Raw genomic sequence first — 15,220 nt, forward strand, 5'->3', positions numbered from 1 at the left:
AGATGAGTCAAGACAACCAGAACAGACATGGAAACCATAATCGCAAGAGGCCGGATTTAGATCCCCTTAGATTTGAAACCAGACTGCTACATTTCGGAGGAGAAATTGACTCCACAACGGGCGCATCCAGTGTGCCGATTTATCAAGCCTCCACTTTCCATCATGAGGATGTGTTTGCCCCGCCAGTTCATGATTACAGCAGATCCGGCAACCCTACACGCCAAGTGTTGGAGGATTATATAGCATTGCTGGAAGGCGGTGTTCAAGGCTTTGCCTATGCATCAGGTATGGCGGCAATCTCAAGCACATTCATGATGCTCTCAGCAGGGGATCATATTATCGTGACAGAGGATGTATATGGCGGTACATATCGATTGCTAACGAGCATATTGAACCGGATGGGTATGGAATGTACATTCGTGGATATGACCGATCTGGAACAAGTAAAGGGAGCCTTGAAGTCCAACACGAAGGCTGTTTATATGGAAACGCCTTCGAATCCGACGTTAAAAATAACGGATATCGGCGCAGTTACGGCTTGGGCTCAGGATCACGGACTATTAACGATACTGGATAATACTTTTATGACTCCGTACTATCAACGGCCGATCGAACAGGGAGTAGATATTGTTCTTCATAGCGCAACCAAATTTCTTGGAGGACATAGCGATGTGCTGGCAGGCTTGGCTGTTGCCCGAACCGAGAGCCTTGGAGTGCAGCTGAAGCAGCTTCAGAATGGACTCGGAACTGTGCTTGGCGTACAGGATTCCTGGCTGCTGATGCGTGGCATGAAAACGCTGGGCGCACGTATGACACATAGTGAGCAAAGTGCTGCCAAACTTGCGGCTTGGCTTACCGGACGAAATGATATTGAGGCGGTATACTATCCGGGTCTGCTGAATCATCCGGGACGCGAGATTCATGAGAAGCAGTGCAGCGGTTATGGCGCAGTCGTATCGTTTGATGTGGGATCAGGTGAGAGAGCCAAGCAAGTGCTGAATGCGGTTAGACTACCTTTGGTAGCTGTAAGCTTGGGTGCAGTAGAGAGTATTCTCTCTTATCCTGCAATGATGTCCCATGCTGCAATGGGAGAGAAAGTACGCCATGAACGCGGGATCACCGATGGGTTGCTTCGTTTTTCGGTCGGATTGGAAGATATTGATGATCTTATTGCTGATTTGGATGGAGCACTTGGAGTGCATAAATGACATAATTTGTAGAACGGCATCTAGTAATCTGGATGTCGTTTTTACTTCCTTTATGTGGTACGATGAAAAAGTTATTATATGTAGGCAAGTGAATTTCATTGTCTTTTAGTTGTGATAAAGGGAGGATCCTATATATGAGCACTGTTAATAGTATTCTGGATAAGGCGCTGCGCGGTGAGCGCTTGAATCTAGAAGATACCGTGACTCTCTTTGAGAGTGATGAGATTGAAAAAATCGGTCATGCCGCCAATATTATGACCAAACGGCTGCATCCTGATCCGATTACGACCTTCGTTATTGGACGGAACGTAAACTACACGAATGTGTGTGATGTGTACTGCCGATTCTGTGCTTTTTACCGTAGACCGGGACATGAAGAAGGATACGTGTTGTCCGATGAGGAGATCTTCCAAAAAATTCAGGAAACTGAAGATGTGAATGGAACGGAGATTTTAATGCAGGGTGGAACGAACCCGAATCTACCGTTTAGTTACTATACGGATTTGCTTCGTAACATCAAGAAACGTTTCCCTAACATTACGATGCACTCCTTCTCACCAGCAGAGATTGTAAAAATGATGGAAGTGTCAGGGCTTAGCATGGAAGAAGTCGTTCGTGATCTACGAGATGCTGGTCTGGATTCGCTGCCTGGCGGCGGGGCCGAAATTTTGGACGACCGTATCCGTCAGAAAGTTAGCAAGCTGAAGGGCAGCTGGCGCCAGTGGATGGACGTTATGCAGACGGCACACAAGCTTGGAATGAATACGACAGCAACTATGGTTATCGGGTTGGGTGAATCGATGGAGCAAAGAGCTCTTCATTTGCTTCGGATACGTGATGCCCAAGACGAATGCATTCAGAACGGATGGGACTCCAAAGGCTTCCTTGCCTTTATACCGTTTACCTTCCAGCCGGATAACACGAACCTGAAGCGCGAACGCGAGACGCCTGAGGCATACTTGAAATCAGTTGCGATTGGTCGTCTGGCTATCGATAATGTTCCGAATCTCCAATCCTCATGGGTGACGATGGGGCCGGAAATTGGCAAGCTGTCTCTGTCATACGGCTGCAACGACTTCGGCAGCACGATGATGGAGGAGAATGTGGTTTCTTCCGCAGGTGCGGTGTATAAAGTGAACATCGAGTCCATTTTGAAGCTGATCCGCGAGAGTGGTAACATCCCTGCCCAGCGGAATACGAAGTATGATATTCTGCGAGTATTTAATGACAATAGTACCGTTGATCGCGATTTTGTGATGCAGAATTAATACGTATCCTAATATTATGCCCTGTCTCCCGATAGTATCGTGGAGATAGGGCTTTTTTTAAGACGGCATAACCGTTTCTCTTGCGTGACTTCATTAACAGGCTGACCCCGTCAGAACAGGCAGGATATCAACTTGCTTCTTTTTCCAAAAATGAGTTCCGTATATCCCCCCTCAGGTCCCCATATACTGAAACAGGGAACCCGAAAGGAGCGATTCCATGGAACTGTTCAGCATATCGGTCAATACACGGACTGACGGTGAAAAAGAAGCCTTTTACCGTATCTTGTCAGACAAGCAGAAAGAGTTACATAAACAATGCAGGCAGTTGAAGTTTTCGTTCAGCGCTTCGAGAGATCGGGTCATTTGGACGTGTTCTGGAAAGCTGCCGCTCACGGCATGGACCTCATCCGCTGAGTTGGTGCGCAGGCTGGTATCTGAAGCGGCAGCAGCTTACATCTTGGAGGAGAAAGAGCAGGATATTGCAGCCCGGCTGCTGCTGTCAGAATTTGAGTTCAATGATAATGAAGAATCCGAGCGTGTTCTGCAATGGTTTTTGATGCTGCTTGCAAAGGATGATAATCTGTCAGGTGATTATTCACAGCAGCGCAGGCGGAAGCTGAAGGACAGTATTTTTGTCTGCCTGTCGGAGTCTCCTGATCTGAATTTGGATGGCTTTATGACCTTTCGGATGCAGTTGTATGAACAGGAGTTAAGGGAAATGGCGGAGTATGCGGTAGATGAGTTTATGCTGGATCAGCAATATGAGGAGTTTGTCAGTCTGCTTAAATATTTTGTGTATTTTCAGGAGCCGCTTATGCCTTTAGTTCACGTCATCCATAAGGGAGGAGAGGATTTCCTTCTGCTCGACGGCAGTCTAAGACCGATCGAGAAGATGCGGGACGAAGGGCTGGTTATGGAACGGCTTGATCAGGATATGGAAATTGAGGATATGGTCGTTAGTACGTTGATCTCGGTATCCCCTGCACGTATGATCATTCATACGCGAGAGCCGGATCTTCCGGTCATTGTCACACTGGCACATATTTTTGATAACCGGGCGGAGGTGTGCATCAGCTGTCCTGAATGCAGCCCCTTTCTTGGAAGCTTGGCTAATGATGACTTGACGTTCCCGGCAAAACGGGATTATAATAACTGATAAATTCACGTAAAAAGCATCGACAGAGACATGAATCAAGCAGGCTAAGACCGACCAGAGAGAGGAAACCCGGCTGTAATTTCCTCCGGTACGCTATTGATTTACCCCTTTGTAGCTGCGTTGTCGAAATGTCCTTGGACACTGTATAAAGTGTTCAGGAGAGAGTAGGCTTCGCCGGTTCATTACCGTTACCCAATGCCAACGAAGGATCTTCTCAAAGCAGTGGATACATGACTGTTTCTGAAGATCGAACTAGGGTGGAACCACGAGTATAACACTCGTCCCTTTGCGGGACGGGTGTTTTTTATGTTGTCCTGCAGGTGTGGATCATAAGGATCAAACGTGAAATTAAACAATGATTCTTTCAGGAGGAATGCAGGATGGCTATTAGTATTAAGCTTCCGGACGGCTCCGTCCGGGAATACGCGGAAGGCAGCAGCATTGAAGATGTGGCAGCTTCCATCAGCAGCGGACTTAGAAAAAATGCCGTTGCAGGTAAATTGAACGGTCAAGTGGTAGATTTGTCTACACCTCTTCAGGAGGGGGCCCTTATTGAAATTGTGACTCAGGATTCCCCAGATGGTCTTGAGGTAATGCGTCATAGTACTGCGCATCTGATGGCCCAGGCCACAAAGCGCTTGTTCGGCGCAAAAGCAGTTAAGCTTGGAGTCGGTCCTGTAATCGAGGATGGTTTTTACTACGATATGGATCTTGAGGAGCCGCTTAATCCAGAGGATCTCCAAAAGATTGAAAAAGAAATGGAGCGCATTATCGGGGAAAACCTTCCGATTGTTCGTAAAGAGGTAAGCCGTAAAGAAGCACTCCGCATTTTCGGTGAGCTGGAGGACCCTTATAAGTTGGAATTGATCAATGCTCTGCCTGAGGACAGTGTCATCTCCATTTATGAACAGGGTGAATTCTTTGATCTGTGCCGTGGACCTCACGTGCCTTCCACTAGCAAAATCAAAGTATTCAAATTAATGAATGTGGCCGGAGCTTACTGGCGCGGTGACAGCAAGAACAAAATGTTGCAGCGTGTATATGGTACTGCATTTGTGAAAAAGGCTCAGCTTGATGAGCATCTTCATCTGCTGGAAGAAGCTAAAAAACGTGATCACCGCAAGCTTGGTAAAGAGTTAGAAATGTTCACCTTCTCCCAGCTGGTTGGCCAAGGCCTGCCGATTTGGCTGCCAAACGGCGCGAAGCTCCGCCGCACCTTGGAGCGTTATATCGTGGACATGGAGGAGCGTCTCGGATACCAGCACGTATATACACCAGTTCTTGGCAACGTGGAGCTGTACAAAACGTCCGGACATTTGGAGCACTATGAAGAAGACATGTTCCCTAGAATGGTTATGGACAATGAGGAGCTTGTGCTCCGTCCGATGAACTGCCCGCACCATATGATGGTGTACAAGAGCAGCATGCACAGTTACCGTGATCTTCCAATCCGTATTGCAGAGCTTGGCATGATGCACCGTTATGAAATGTCAGGAGCTCTGACAGGTCTTCACCGTGTTCGCGCCATGACATTGAACGACTCGCACATATTCTGCCGTCCGGATCAGATCAAGGAAGAATTTGCACGTGTTATCGAGTTGATTAAGACCGTATACAAGGATTTCGGTATTCACGATTACCGTTTCCGCTTGTCTTACCGTGACCCACAAGATACGGAAAAATATTACCAGAACGACGAAATGTGGGAAATGTCCCAGCGTATGCTGCGTGAGGTTGTGGAAAGCCTGGATATGCCGTTCTACGAAGCGGAAGGCGAAGCAGCATTCTACGGTCCAAAGCTGGACGTTCAAATTAAAACAGCGCTCGGCAAGGAAGAAACTTTGTCCACTGTTCAACTGGATTTCTTGCTGCCGGAGCGTTTCGAACTTGAGTATGTAGGAGACGATGGACAGAAGCACCGTCCAGTCGTTATCCACCGCGGTATTATCAGTACTATGGAACGGTTTACTGCATTCCTGCTGGAGAACTTTGCCGGAGCATTGCCATTGTGGCTTTCTCCTGTACAGGTTAAAGTCATTCCGGTATCGACTGCTTTCGAAGATTACGCGAAGGAAGTGGCAGACCGACTCAAGTTGGCAGGCGTTTCCGTAGAACCGGATTTGCGCAATGAGAAGCTTGGTTACAAAATCCGTGAAGCTCAGCTTGAAAAAGTGCCGTATATGTTCATCGTAGGAGAGAATGAGATGAACGCAAAAGCTGTATCCGTACGTAAGCGTGGTGAAGGAGATCTTGGTGCTCAAGGTTTGGATGAAGTCATTCTTAAGCTCCAGGAAGAGATCAACAACCGCGTCGTTTAATTTATTGAACGTCTCTTGAAACAAGTATCACAGATATATATTTTTTCATTGGCCTCTGTCATGTAACGTATAAACCTTTTGGAGAATGGGAAACCTCACTAGTAAGGGGGAGGTTCTCAGATGAACAATTGGAAAACATGGCAGAGGTTTTTAATATGCATTTTACTATCAGGGTTCTTGTATAGCTTGGGTACATCTGAAACAAACGCTTCAACGATGATGGCGGTGTCTCCAGATTCTTATGGGATCGGTGATCGTGATCAGTTGCAAGCAAGCGGTGAAAAAGAGGTCATTGAAGGAAGCCACTTTAGGGAGATGTCGAGTTTTTATGCATTCAGTGCTGTAGGACTTGGGAATATCAATCACTACTTGCTACCGCCTCACGTATCGGCAGAGAATGAGGACATCGAAGCCAAACAACACAACAAAAAACGGGTGCCTTCTATGGCAGTTTCAGCTCCAAAGGAAGATCAGATTCTCCGTACTGTAAAAGTAACAGCCACCGGTTATACCGCAGGTTATGAATCAACCGGCAAAAACCCGGGACATCCGCAGTACGGGATCACCTACTCTGGCGTAAAGGTTAAGCGGGATAAAAACAAGGTGTCGACGATTGCAGCTGATCCGGCTGTGTTTCCTATGGGAAGTATTTTGTACATTCCTGATTATGGTTACGGGGTAGTAGCTGACACTGGTTCTGCTATTAAAGGTGAAAAGATTGATCTGTACTTTGCCACCACGAAGCAGGTATTTAAAGAATGGGGCAAAAAGGATGTCGAGGTACAGGTGATTAAACGAGGAAATGGCAAATGTACTGAAGAAATGTTGCACAGACTTGGCAAGGCAATTGAAACGTATCGGTTTCTGCCTTCTTCCGTGTTGGAAGAAGCTATCTAAGGCAGATATTTCATTCGCCCTTTAGCTGGAATAATGGCCGCCTGTCCATCACATACTATTGTTTGGGGAGACGTTCCCCGAAGAGGATGATGGTATTGCTGGACAGGGAGGTGAATACCGTGGCTAAGAAAAACAAAGTTCAGGAAAACTACAAAACCCCAAACGAAAAGTTTAATGCAGAGTTTGCTGAGGAGAATAGCACTTCTGTCTCCCAAAAAGGCTCCCAGAAAGTTCAAGAGAACTTTAAAACGCCAAACGAAAAGTTTGACGCTGAGTTTGCTGAGTTCGGCGAGAGTAGCACAAACAAAGCTAACCGCTAAACATCAGTATCATATTGCTTAACGCAAACAAGACCTTCGCAAATATATGCGGGGGTCTTGTTTTTTTCCATAATGATCCATTTACCTCGGTCCCGAGACCGAGGCATGTTTCATCCCGCCGCCGCTATCCATGCAGTACCACATGTTGTACACTGTAATCAAAGGAAAAATACGAAATGAAAAGCAGGGGGATGCTGCATATGAATAGAAGAGGATGGAACCAACTGTCTGGCGGACTTCTTCTTATTGGCGTGGGAGTGTACTTTATACTTCATCAGATGGGCGTTGTTGATTTGAATCTGGGACACCTGATTTCCACATATTGGCCGGTAATTCTGATTTGGGTCGGACTGCAGGGATTTATGAGTCGTCCGAAACATGGAGGAGCGATGTGGGGATCAATAGTGCCACTGATTATCGGTCTGTATTTTCTGGGACGGAACTTAGACATGGTCGACTTTTCGTTTGGGGACCTAATAAAATATGCTGTGCCTGTTATATTAATCGGCTTTGGGCTTTCGGTTATTCTTAAGCCAAAGAATCATCAGCCGCCACGTCCACCCAAGCACTATAAAAGGGAAGAGGACGAAAGACTGGATGATATTCCAGAGGTTCCGCAAGCACCGAAAATGGAATCTTCGCTGGATGAAATGTTTGAACGGACTTTTGGGAAAAAGAAAGACCGGGAGAAAGATTCTAGACCAGAGCAAGAGGAATTTATCATCCATGAACAGCATCATCATAAGGCTCATCATAAGTATGATCATGAAGAGTACAGAGAGCGCAAGGAAAGCTGGAATAACCATGGATGGAATCAAAGCGACTCGATAAATAAATCGGCCTTCATCGGCGATGTTCACATGGGTAATGAATATTTCACCCTCAAACCGACCAATATTTCGCAGTTTATAGGAGATACGGTGCTGGATTTAACGAAAGCTCAAATTCCTTATGGGGAAACTAAGATCAACATTTCGGCTTTTATCGGGGATGTTAAGGTGTTCATTCCTAATGATTCGGATCTTGGCGTATATGTACAAACGAGTTCATTTATCGGCGATATGTCGGTTCTTGGGCAGACCCGCAGTGGTTTCATGAGCAGCGCTGGGATGGAAAGCCCGCACTACAGGGAAACAGGAAAGAAGCTTCGCATCAACGTCAGCGTATTTATTGGTGATGTAAAAGTGAACAAGGTAGGGTAAGAATATGAGTTTTATTAAGAACACAAAGTGGGTTCTAATGCTTTACTTTTTGTTGATTGGAGCTGCGGTGGCTGTGTTTTTATATGTCGCAGACCAAGGAGGGTACATTATAATTGAAGATAACCGGCTGTGGGTCTATTACACGGTCGGTATCGTTCTGTTTACAGGAATTGCGGGATATATAGCAGGCCAGCGTATTCAGAGGCCGCTGGACCTACTGCATTTGAATATGCTGCAGGTTGCTAAGGGCAATCTGACCGTACGGATGCCGGCTGCGGAGGATGCTTCATTTGCACGGGTGTATGGAGAATTTAATGGTATGACAGAAGCGCTTGAGAAAAAAATGAAAATTCTTCAGCGGCTTGGGGAACAGGATGTTATTGAAAAAGAAATCGCTGCGGAAGCTGCTGTTCTGGAGGAACGCAGGCGAATGGCCCGGGATTTGCATGACACGGTCAGTCAGCAGTTGTTCGCTATTCATATGTCGGCATCCTCTCTGCCAGGTGTCATGAAAAAAAATCCGGAGCATGGCGATAAAGTGTTGGAGCAGTTGATCTCGATGTCACATACAGCGCAGAAACAAATGAGAGCTTTAATCGCTCAGCTGCGACCGGTCGAGCTCGAGGGAAAAACATTGGAAGAAGCGCTGGAACGTTGGTTTCCTGACTATTGCCGTCAAAACAGCTTAAAAGGTGTGAAGGATGTTGAGCTGTATGATGGGATATCCGAAGCGATTGAGCATCAGCTCTTTCTCATTATTCAGGAGGCTGTGGCTAACATTGTGAAGCATGCCGGTGCGAGTCTTGTGAGCATGTCCCTCCGTGAGGAACATAAACGGGTCGTGTTAAGCATAAGCGACGATGGAATGGGCTTTGATGAAATGACACAAAGACAGGGCTCATATGGCTTGTCTACGATGCGTGAACGGGCCGAAAAACTAGGAGGCCAAGTAGATATCATCAGCCGCCGGGGTGCTGGAACGACCGTTAGAGTACATATACCGCTGTTTGAAAATTTGGGTGAGGATGAAGGACGCGCTGATTCTGGTGAAAAAAGTCGGGACGGGCTGGATTCATTAGGAAAAATAGGGGGAGAATAAATGAGTGTGATCAAAATACTGCTTGCTGATGATCATGATATGGTTCGGATGGGGTTGAAAACGTATTTGTCACTGGATCCGTCTTTTGAAGTAATCGGGGAAGCCGCAAATGGGTTAGAGGTGCTGGAATATATTAGAAACGTTGAGATAGAGACAAAGCCTGATCTGATATTGATGGATCTGATGATGCCCGTTATGAACGGAGCCGAAACGACACGGGCGGTCATGACGGAATTTCCAGATCAGAAGATTGTTATCCTGACTAGCTTTTTGGAGGATAATCTGGTGGTAGAATGCATTGAAGCAGGCGCTGTCAGTTATGTGCTGAAGACCGTCTCTGCAGATGAACTTATCTATGCTCTGCAGGGTGCCTATCGTGGGATGCCTGTTATGACGAAGGATGTATCAGAAGCTTTGACCCGGGGAATCCGCCAACATATGGTCCAGGAAGATCACTCGGGACTTACGGAACGTGAGAAGGAAGTGCTTCTGCTTATAGCCGAAGGAAAGAGCAACAAGGAAATTGGCGAAGAGCTTCATATAAGTATTAAAACGGTCAAAACTCATGTCAGTAATCTGCTGATGAAATGCGAGCTGGATGACCGGACACAGCTGGCTATTTACGCTCACCGAAAAGGATGGGTTAATACAAACTGATTGTAAACTGAATTTTTTTGTTTTATCCGTTTTTATCTCCCTTTTAATTGTTTTTAAGGTGTTATTAAGGTTTATAGTACACAATAAGAACAGATAAAAAATTAAACACCTGCAGATGGTAGGTGATCTAATAGGAGGTAAGAATATGGACGATCAGAGAAAGAGGTTTGGTCAGAACGATGAGGAACAAACCAATGAACCGCAAGAACGTCTGGATCAGTCATCGGACAACTCTTCTTATTATTATTCGTATGGCCCGTTTAAGTCTATCAGTGGTGAAGATGACCGGAATGAAGGGCATGATTCTTATGGACGACGTGAACCGCAAGAAGTGGAGATCACAGCTCCACAGCCAGTAAGGCCCGTCCCATCCCCAAGCTACTCAGCTGCTTCTGGCCAGGGAGATGGAGGTGGAAACGGCAGAGGGGGTTCCCTTCCAGAGAAGGGCACAAGCGGTCAATGGAACTTCAATCATAAGCCAAAGAGTTCTGTTAAAACAGTGCTCCTGTCATTCCTTGCGGGTATGCTCGTTATTACCGGCCTGATGTTTGCAGCAGACAGAGCTAATCTGTTCACTCCTGAAACAGCATCGACGTCCCAGGCAGCCGGAAATGAGAACGTAAAGTCGGCTCTAGCACCTGCAGATGAGAATAGCGCTTCTACGACGTCAGCGCAAATCTCTTCCAATCCCGGTGATGTAGCGTCCGTAGTTGATGAAGCGAGTCCTGCCGTCGTACTGATTGAAACGCTTGTAAAGAGCGGTGGGCAAAGACAAAACAGCTCGAATATGGATGATCCGTTATTCCGTTACTTCTTCGGCGATCAGTCGAACCAAGGAAGCAACGGCAGCAATGAAGGCAGCAATGAAGGTAACAATGAAGGTAACAATGAATCTTCTCAGCTGCAGCCATCTGGTATCGGTTCCGGATTTATTTTCGACAAGTCTGGATACATTTTAACGAATGAGCACGTGGTTCACGGCGCTGATGTCATTCAAGTTACTCTTCAGGATAACAAAAAACCTTATGAAGCCAAACTGCTTGGCTCGAGTTATGAGCTTGACTTAGCCGTATTGAAAATCGAAGGAGATGAAGAATTTCCAGCTGTAAATCTCGGAAATTCGGATGATCTCAAGGTCGGCGAGTGGCTGGTTGCCATTGGTAACCCGCATGGTTTTGAACATACGGTAACAGCTGGTGTACTTAGCTCCAAAGAGCGTGATATTGATATTTCCGGTCAGAATGGTGAGAAGGATCGGAACTATGAACATTTGCTGCAAACCGATGCTTCAATTAACCCCGGAAACTCAGGTGGCCCACTGCTTAACTTGAAGGGTGAGGTCATCGGCATGAATGTCGCAGTTAGTTCAGAGGCGCAGGGTATCGGATTCGCGATTCCTTCCAAGACGATCAGCGAAGTTCTGGATTACCTTAAAAATAATCAAGAGGTTCCGAAAACCCCGATTCCTTTCATCGGAGCAAGACTGGGAACCTTGACACCGCAAGTATCTCAGCAGCTCGGTACGGATGTGACGGAAGGCTCTTATGTTGACAGTATTGTATTCCGTTCCCCTGCTTATGAAGCGGATCTCCGTCAATATGATATTGTTACTGGAGCTGATGGAACGAAATACGCTACATCCCAGGATCTGATTGAGTTTATTCAATCCAAGAAGGTCGGGGATAAGATCACACTCAATGTGGTGCGGAACGGGAAGAAACTGGATCTGCCGTTAACGATCGGTGATCGGAATGAATTTGAAACTTCCCAGCAACAGCAACAGCAACCATAAAGAAACAAGGAGACAAGCGGAAGGGGGAGTCCCTTCCGCTTGTACTGTTCTCTAAGGCATGGATATAATGGGTTGTAAGAGAAACGAGAGAACACAAATAGAGGAGACATCCGAATGCGATCCCGAATTTTAATAGTAGATGATGATGAGAAAATTATTTCCATGCTGAGGCGCGGCCTTGCCTTTGAAGGGTATGACGTACATACGGCTTCCAATGGTGCTGAAGGTTTAAGAATGGTGCTGAATGAGGAGCCGGATGTTGTTATATTAGACGTCATGATGCCTCAGGTGGATGGATTTGAAGCGCTTCGTAGGCTAAGAGAAGGTGGAAGCAAGATTCCCGTATTGATGCTTACCGCGAAAGACGAGGTCGAAAACCGGGTTAAGGGACTGGATATAGGAGCGGATGATTATCTGGTCAAACCGTTTGCACTTGAGGAGCTGCTTGCGCGCGTTCGAGCGTTGCTGCGCCGGAAAACGGGCGAAGAGTCAGATACACAGAAAATAATGTATGAGGACCTGACTATGAACGCCGATGCAAGGGAAGTTATCCGGGACGGGAAAAGGTTGGAGCTGACAGCCAAAGAATTTGAGCTCCTTCATTTGTTCATGATGAATCCGAAGCGGGTGCTGTCCCGTGACTTGATTATGGATAAAATCTGGGGCTATGATTACAGCGGCGAATCGAATGTACTGGAAGTTTATATCGCAATGCTTCGTCAAAAAACAGAAGAGCATGGTGGTAAAAGGTTGATACAAACGATCCGCGGAGCGGGGTATATTTTACGGGGGGATACGTAACATGTCTATTCGGCTGCGTCTTACAGCATGGTACTCCGGTATCCTGTTTATAACGCTGCTTGCCTTCAGTCTAGCCGTGTATGGTTTTGTTCATTTATATACGTATGATGAATTGAAATCGCGGATCCAGCAGCAGTACAACAAAATTCGTCCGGTAACTACCATTAACGAAGACGGCAGTCTGGGCTTTACCCCGGATCGATCTTCCACGATGCGTATGGAGGAGGCGGACCTTTACGTTCAATCCTACACGTATCATAATGAGCAAACGTGGTTGTCCGATAATATGAGGCTTAGAGGGCTTGAATTCGAAGTTCCTACGGTCTCCAAAGCGAAAAAGGAGCAGGGCTTCAAGAAGAAGAATATCGCAGGGAACCCGTTTTTAGTGTATCAAGACTTTGTTTATACACAGGATAACCAGGTATACGGATGGCTTCAGGTCGGAGCCTATACCGGGACCGTTGAAAAAACGCTCGCCCGGCTGAAATCCATTCTGTTCACAGGTTCCTTGGCTACACTCATCATCGCTTCGACTCTAGGTCTTTTCCTGGCTCGAAAATCGATGAAACCGATCCAAACGGTAGCCGATGCAGCCAACCAGATTCAGAAAGGGACAGATCTCAGCGTCAGGATTGAGTATAACGGTCCACAGGATGAGATTGGAAGGCTTATTGACACGTTCAACGGTATGTTGGAAAGGACGGAAGGCTTCTATAAAGAATTGGAAGATGCCTATGCCGCGCAGCGCAGATTTGTCTCGGATGCGTCTCATGAGTTGAGGACACCTCTTACGACGATCCGTGGAAATGTGGATCTGCTTCATAAAATCTGGGCCGGATCACCATCCGAGCGTCCGGATATGGATGAGGAGATGTTGCAGCAAATATCTGTTGAGGCCGTTGGGGATATTTCTGATGAGGCGAAACGAATGAGCCGTCTTTTGTCCGATATGCTTTCCCTTGCACGTGCGGATACGGGACAGACCTTCGAAAAGGATCCTATAGCTCTGCAGCCATTAATTGAAGAGGTGGTGCGACGGGCCAATTTTCTTCCGCGGAAGGCAGAGTGGAATGCCGGCGACTTGTCGGTGCTAAATGGGGTTTACGTGGAAGGTAACCGCGACTATTTGCAGCAGATGCTGTTCATTTTTATAGAAAATGGCTTTAAATATACACCGGAGGGTGAGGTCAGACTGGATGTAATCCTGTACAAGGGTCAGGTAGGCATCCGCTTTTCGGATACAGGAATCGGGATGGACAAGGATGAAATTCCATATATTTTTGAACGATTTTACCGTGCTGATCAATCAAGGGGGGTAACCGAGGGGACTGGCCTTGGATTGTCTATTGCGAAATGGATTATCGACGTGCATGAGGGATCGGTAGAAGTCGTAACTAGACGGGGAGAAGGAAGCACGTTCATCGTCTGGCTGCCAACAATCTTTGCTCCTCCGCTGGAATAGAGTATAATGAAAGGGATTGTGACGTAAAGCAGAAAGCAGGTGAAGACCATGGAAGTGATCAAAATCTCGCCGCGCGGTTACTGTTACGGTGTTGTAGACGCGATGGTACTGGCACGGCAGGCAGCGAATAATTTGGATCTTCCGCGGCCTATATATATATTAGGTATGATTGTTCATAACAGTCATGTTACGCAGTCCTTCGAGGACGAGGGCATTATAACACTGGACGGTCCGAACCGGATGGAAATATTGAATCAGGTCGACAAAGGCACCGTCATATTTACGGCTCACGGCGTTTCGCCGGAAGTGCGCAAGCTGGCCCGTGATAGAGGGCTAACAACGCTTGACGCAACTTGTCCAGATGTAACAAAGACCCATGATTTAATTCGAGAGAAGGTAGCCGAAGGGTATTCGATTATTTATATCGGCAAGAAAGGTCATCCCGAGCCAGAGGGCGCTATAGGTGTTGCTCCGGATCACGTCCATCTGATAGAGAAGGAAGAAGAGATAGACACTCTGCAAGTGGATCCTGGCCGGATTATCATCACAAACCAGACGACGATGAGCCAGTGGGACATCAAACATATTATGAAACGGCTGCTGGAGAAATACCCAGGTGCCGAAATTCATAATGAAATCTGTCTCGCGACACAGGTCCGGCAGGAAGCGGTGGCCGAACAAGCAGGTCAGGCTGATCTCGTTATCGTCGTGGGCGACCCGCGCAGCAACAACTCGAATCGGCTTGCCCAGGTATCCGAGGAGATTGCAGGAGTAACGGCACACCGAATCGGTGATATCACGGAACTGAAGCGTGAGTGGCTCGAAGGCATAAATAAGGTTGCGGTCACGTCTGGTGCATCTACACCAACACCGATTACCAAGGAAGTTATCGCGTATTTGGAACAATATGAATATGATCAGCCCGATACATGGGAGATTAAAAGAACCGTCAATATGAGCAAGCTGCTTCCACCAGTAAGGTCGAAGAACGCTACATCCTCCAGTTGACCGTTGTTTAGTATCATTTGTTTTGTTATGTA

General features: G+C 46.8%; 13 protein-coding genes. All 13 read left to right on the forward strand.

Annotated elements, in window-relative coordinates; all coding sequences use genetic code 11:
- Window positions 1-2 precede the first annotated feature (2 nt).
- The 13 genes from AC2TF5_RS05900 to AC2TF5_RS05960 all read left to right on the forward strand — a co-directional run bounded on the left by AC2TF5_RS05900 (window position 3) and on the right by AC2TF5_RS05960 (window position 15,188).
- Window positions 3-1,208, forward strand: coding sequence for an aminotransferase class I/II-fold pyridoxal phosphate-dependent enzyme (locus AC2TF5_RS05900; protein ID WP_491301279.1), 1,206 nt, complete (start codon window positions 3-5; stop codon window positions 1,206-1,208).
- 134 nt (window positions 1,209-1,342) lie between these two features.
- Entirely contained in the window at window positions 1,343-2,476 is a 1,134-nt protein-coding gene (gene mqnC, locus AC2TF5_RS05905) for a cyclic dehypoxanthinyl futalosine synthase (RefSeq protein WP_491301280.1), read from the forward strand.
- Window positions 2,477-2,693: 217 nt separating this feature from the next.
- Window positions 2,694-3,632, forward strand: coding sequence for a putative sporulation protein YtxC (locus AC2TF5_RS05910; RefSeq protein ID WP_491301281.1), 939 nt, complete (start codon window positions 2,694-2,696; stop codon window positions 3,630-3,632).
- 380 nt (window positions 3,633-4,012) lie between these two features.
- Window positions 4,013-5,950 carry a threonine--tRNA ligase gene (gene thrS, locus AC2TF5_RS05915; RefSeq protein WP_491301282.1) on the forward strand — a complete coding sequence of 646 codons (1,938 nt, stop codon included), beginning with the start codon at window positions 4,013-4,015 and terminating at the stop codon, window positions 5,948-5,950.
- Between the two features lie 315 nt (window positions 5,951-6,265).
- On the forward strand, window positions 6,266-6,847 hold the full coding sequence (locus AC2TF5_RS05920; RefSeq protein WP_491302819.1) for a 3D domain-containing protein: 582 nt from the start codon (window positions 6,266-6,268) through the stop codon (window positions 6,845-6,847).
- Window positions 6,848-6,966: 119 nt separating this feature from the next.
- Window positions 6,967-7,167 (forward strand): hypothetical protein, encoded by a 201-nt coding sequence (locus AC2TF5_RS05925; RefSeq protein WP_491301283.1) that lies wholly within the window; start codon window positions 6,967-6,969, stop codon window positions 7,165-7,167.
- A gap of 194 nt (window positions 7,168-7,361) precedes the next feature.
- Window positions 7,362-8,369 (forward strand): cell wall-active antibiotics response protein LiaF, encoded by a 1,008-nt coding sequence (liaF, locus tag AC2TF5_RS05930; RefSeq protein WP_491302820.1) that lies wholly within the window; start codon window positions 7,362-7,364, stop codon window positions 8,367-8,369.
- 4 nt (window positions 8,370-8,373) lie between these two features.
- Window positions 8,374-9,468 carry a sensor histidine kinase gene (locus AC2TF5_RS05935; protein ID WP_491301284.1) on the forward strand — a complete coding sequence of 365 codons (1,095 nt, stop codon included), beginning with the start codon at window positions 8,374-8,376 and terminating at the stop codon, window positions 9,466-9,468.
- Window positions 9,469-10,125 carry a response regulator gene (locus tag AC2TF5_RS05940; protein ID WP_491301285.1) on the forward strand — a complete coding sequence of 219 codons (657 nt, stop codon included), beginning with the start codon at window positions 9,469-9,471 and terminating at the stop codon, window positions 10,123-10,125.
- Window positions 10,126-10,270: 145 nt separating this feature from the next.
- Window positions 10,271-11,917 carry a S1C family serine protease gene (locus AC2TF5_RS05945; RefSeq protein WP_491301286.1) on the forward strand — a complete coding sequence of 549 codons (1,647 nt, stop codon included), beginning with the start codon at window positions 10,271-10,273 and terminating at the stop codon, window positions 11,915-11,917.
- A 114-nt stretch (window positions 11,918-12,031) separates the two neighbouring features.
- Window positions 12,032-12,718 (forward strand): response regulator transcription factor, encoded by a 687-nt coding sequence (locus AC2TF5_RS05950; protein ID WP_491301287.1) that lies wholly within the window; start codon window positions 12,032-12,034, stop codon window positions 12,716-12,718.
- Between the two features lies 1 nt (window position 12,719).
- Window positions 12,720-14,180 carry a sensor histidine kinase gene (locus tag AC2TF5_RS05955; protein ID WP_491301288.1) on the forward strand — a complete coding sequence of 487 codons (1,461 nt, stop codon included), beginning with the start codon at window positions 12,720-12,722 and terminating at the stop codon, window positions 14,178-14,180.
- A 48-nt stretch (window positions 14,181-14,228) separates the two neighbouring features.
- Window positions 14,229-15,188, forward strand: coding sequence for a 4-hydroxy-3-methylbut-2-enyl diphosphate reductase (locus tag AC2TF5_RS05960; RefSeq protein WP_491301289.1), 960 nt, complete (start codon window positions 14,229-14,231; stop codon window positions 15,186-15,188).
- The last annotated feature ends 32 nt before the right edge of the window (window positions 15,189-15,220 follow it).

Source organism: Paenibacillus sp. JNUCC 34, from assembly GCF_058269055.1.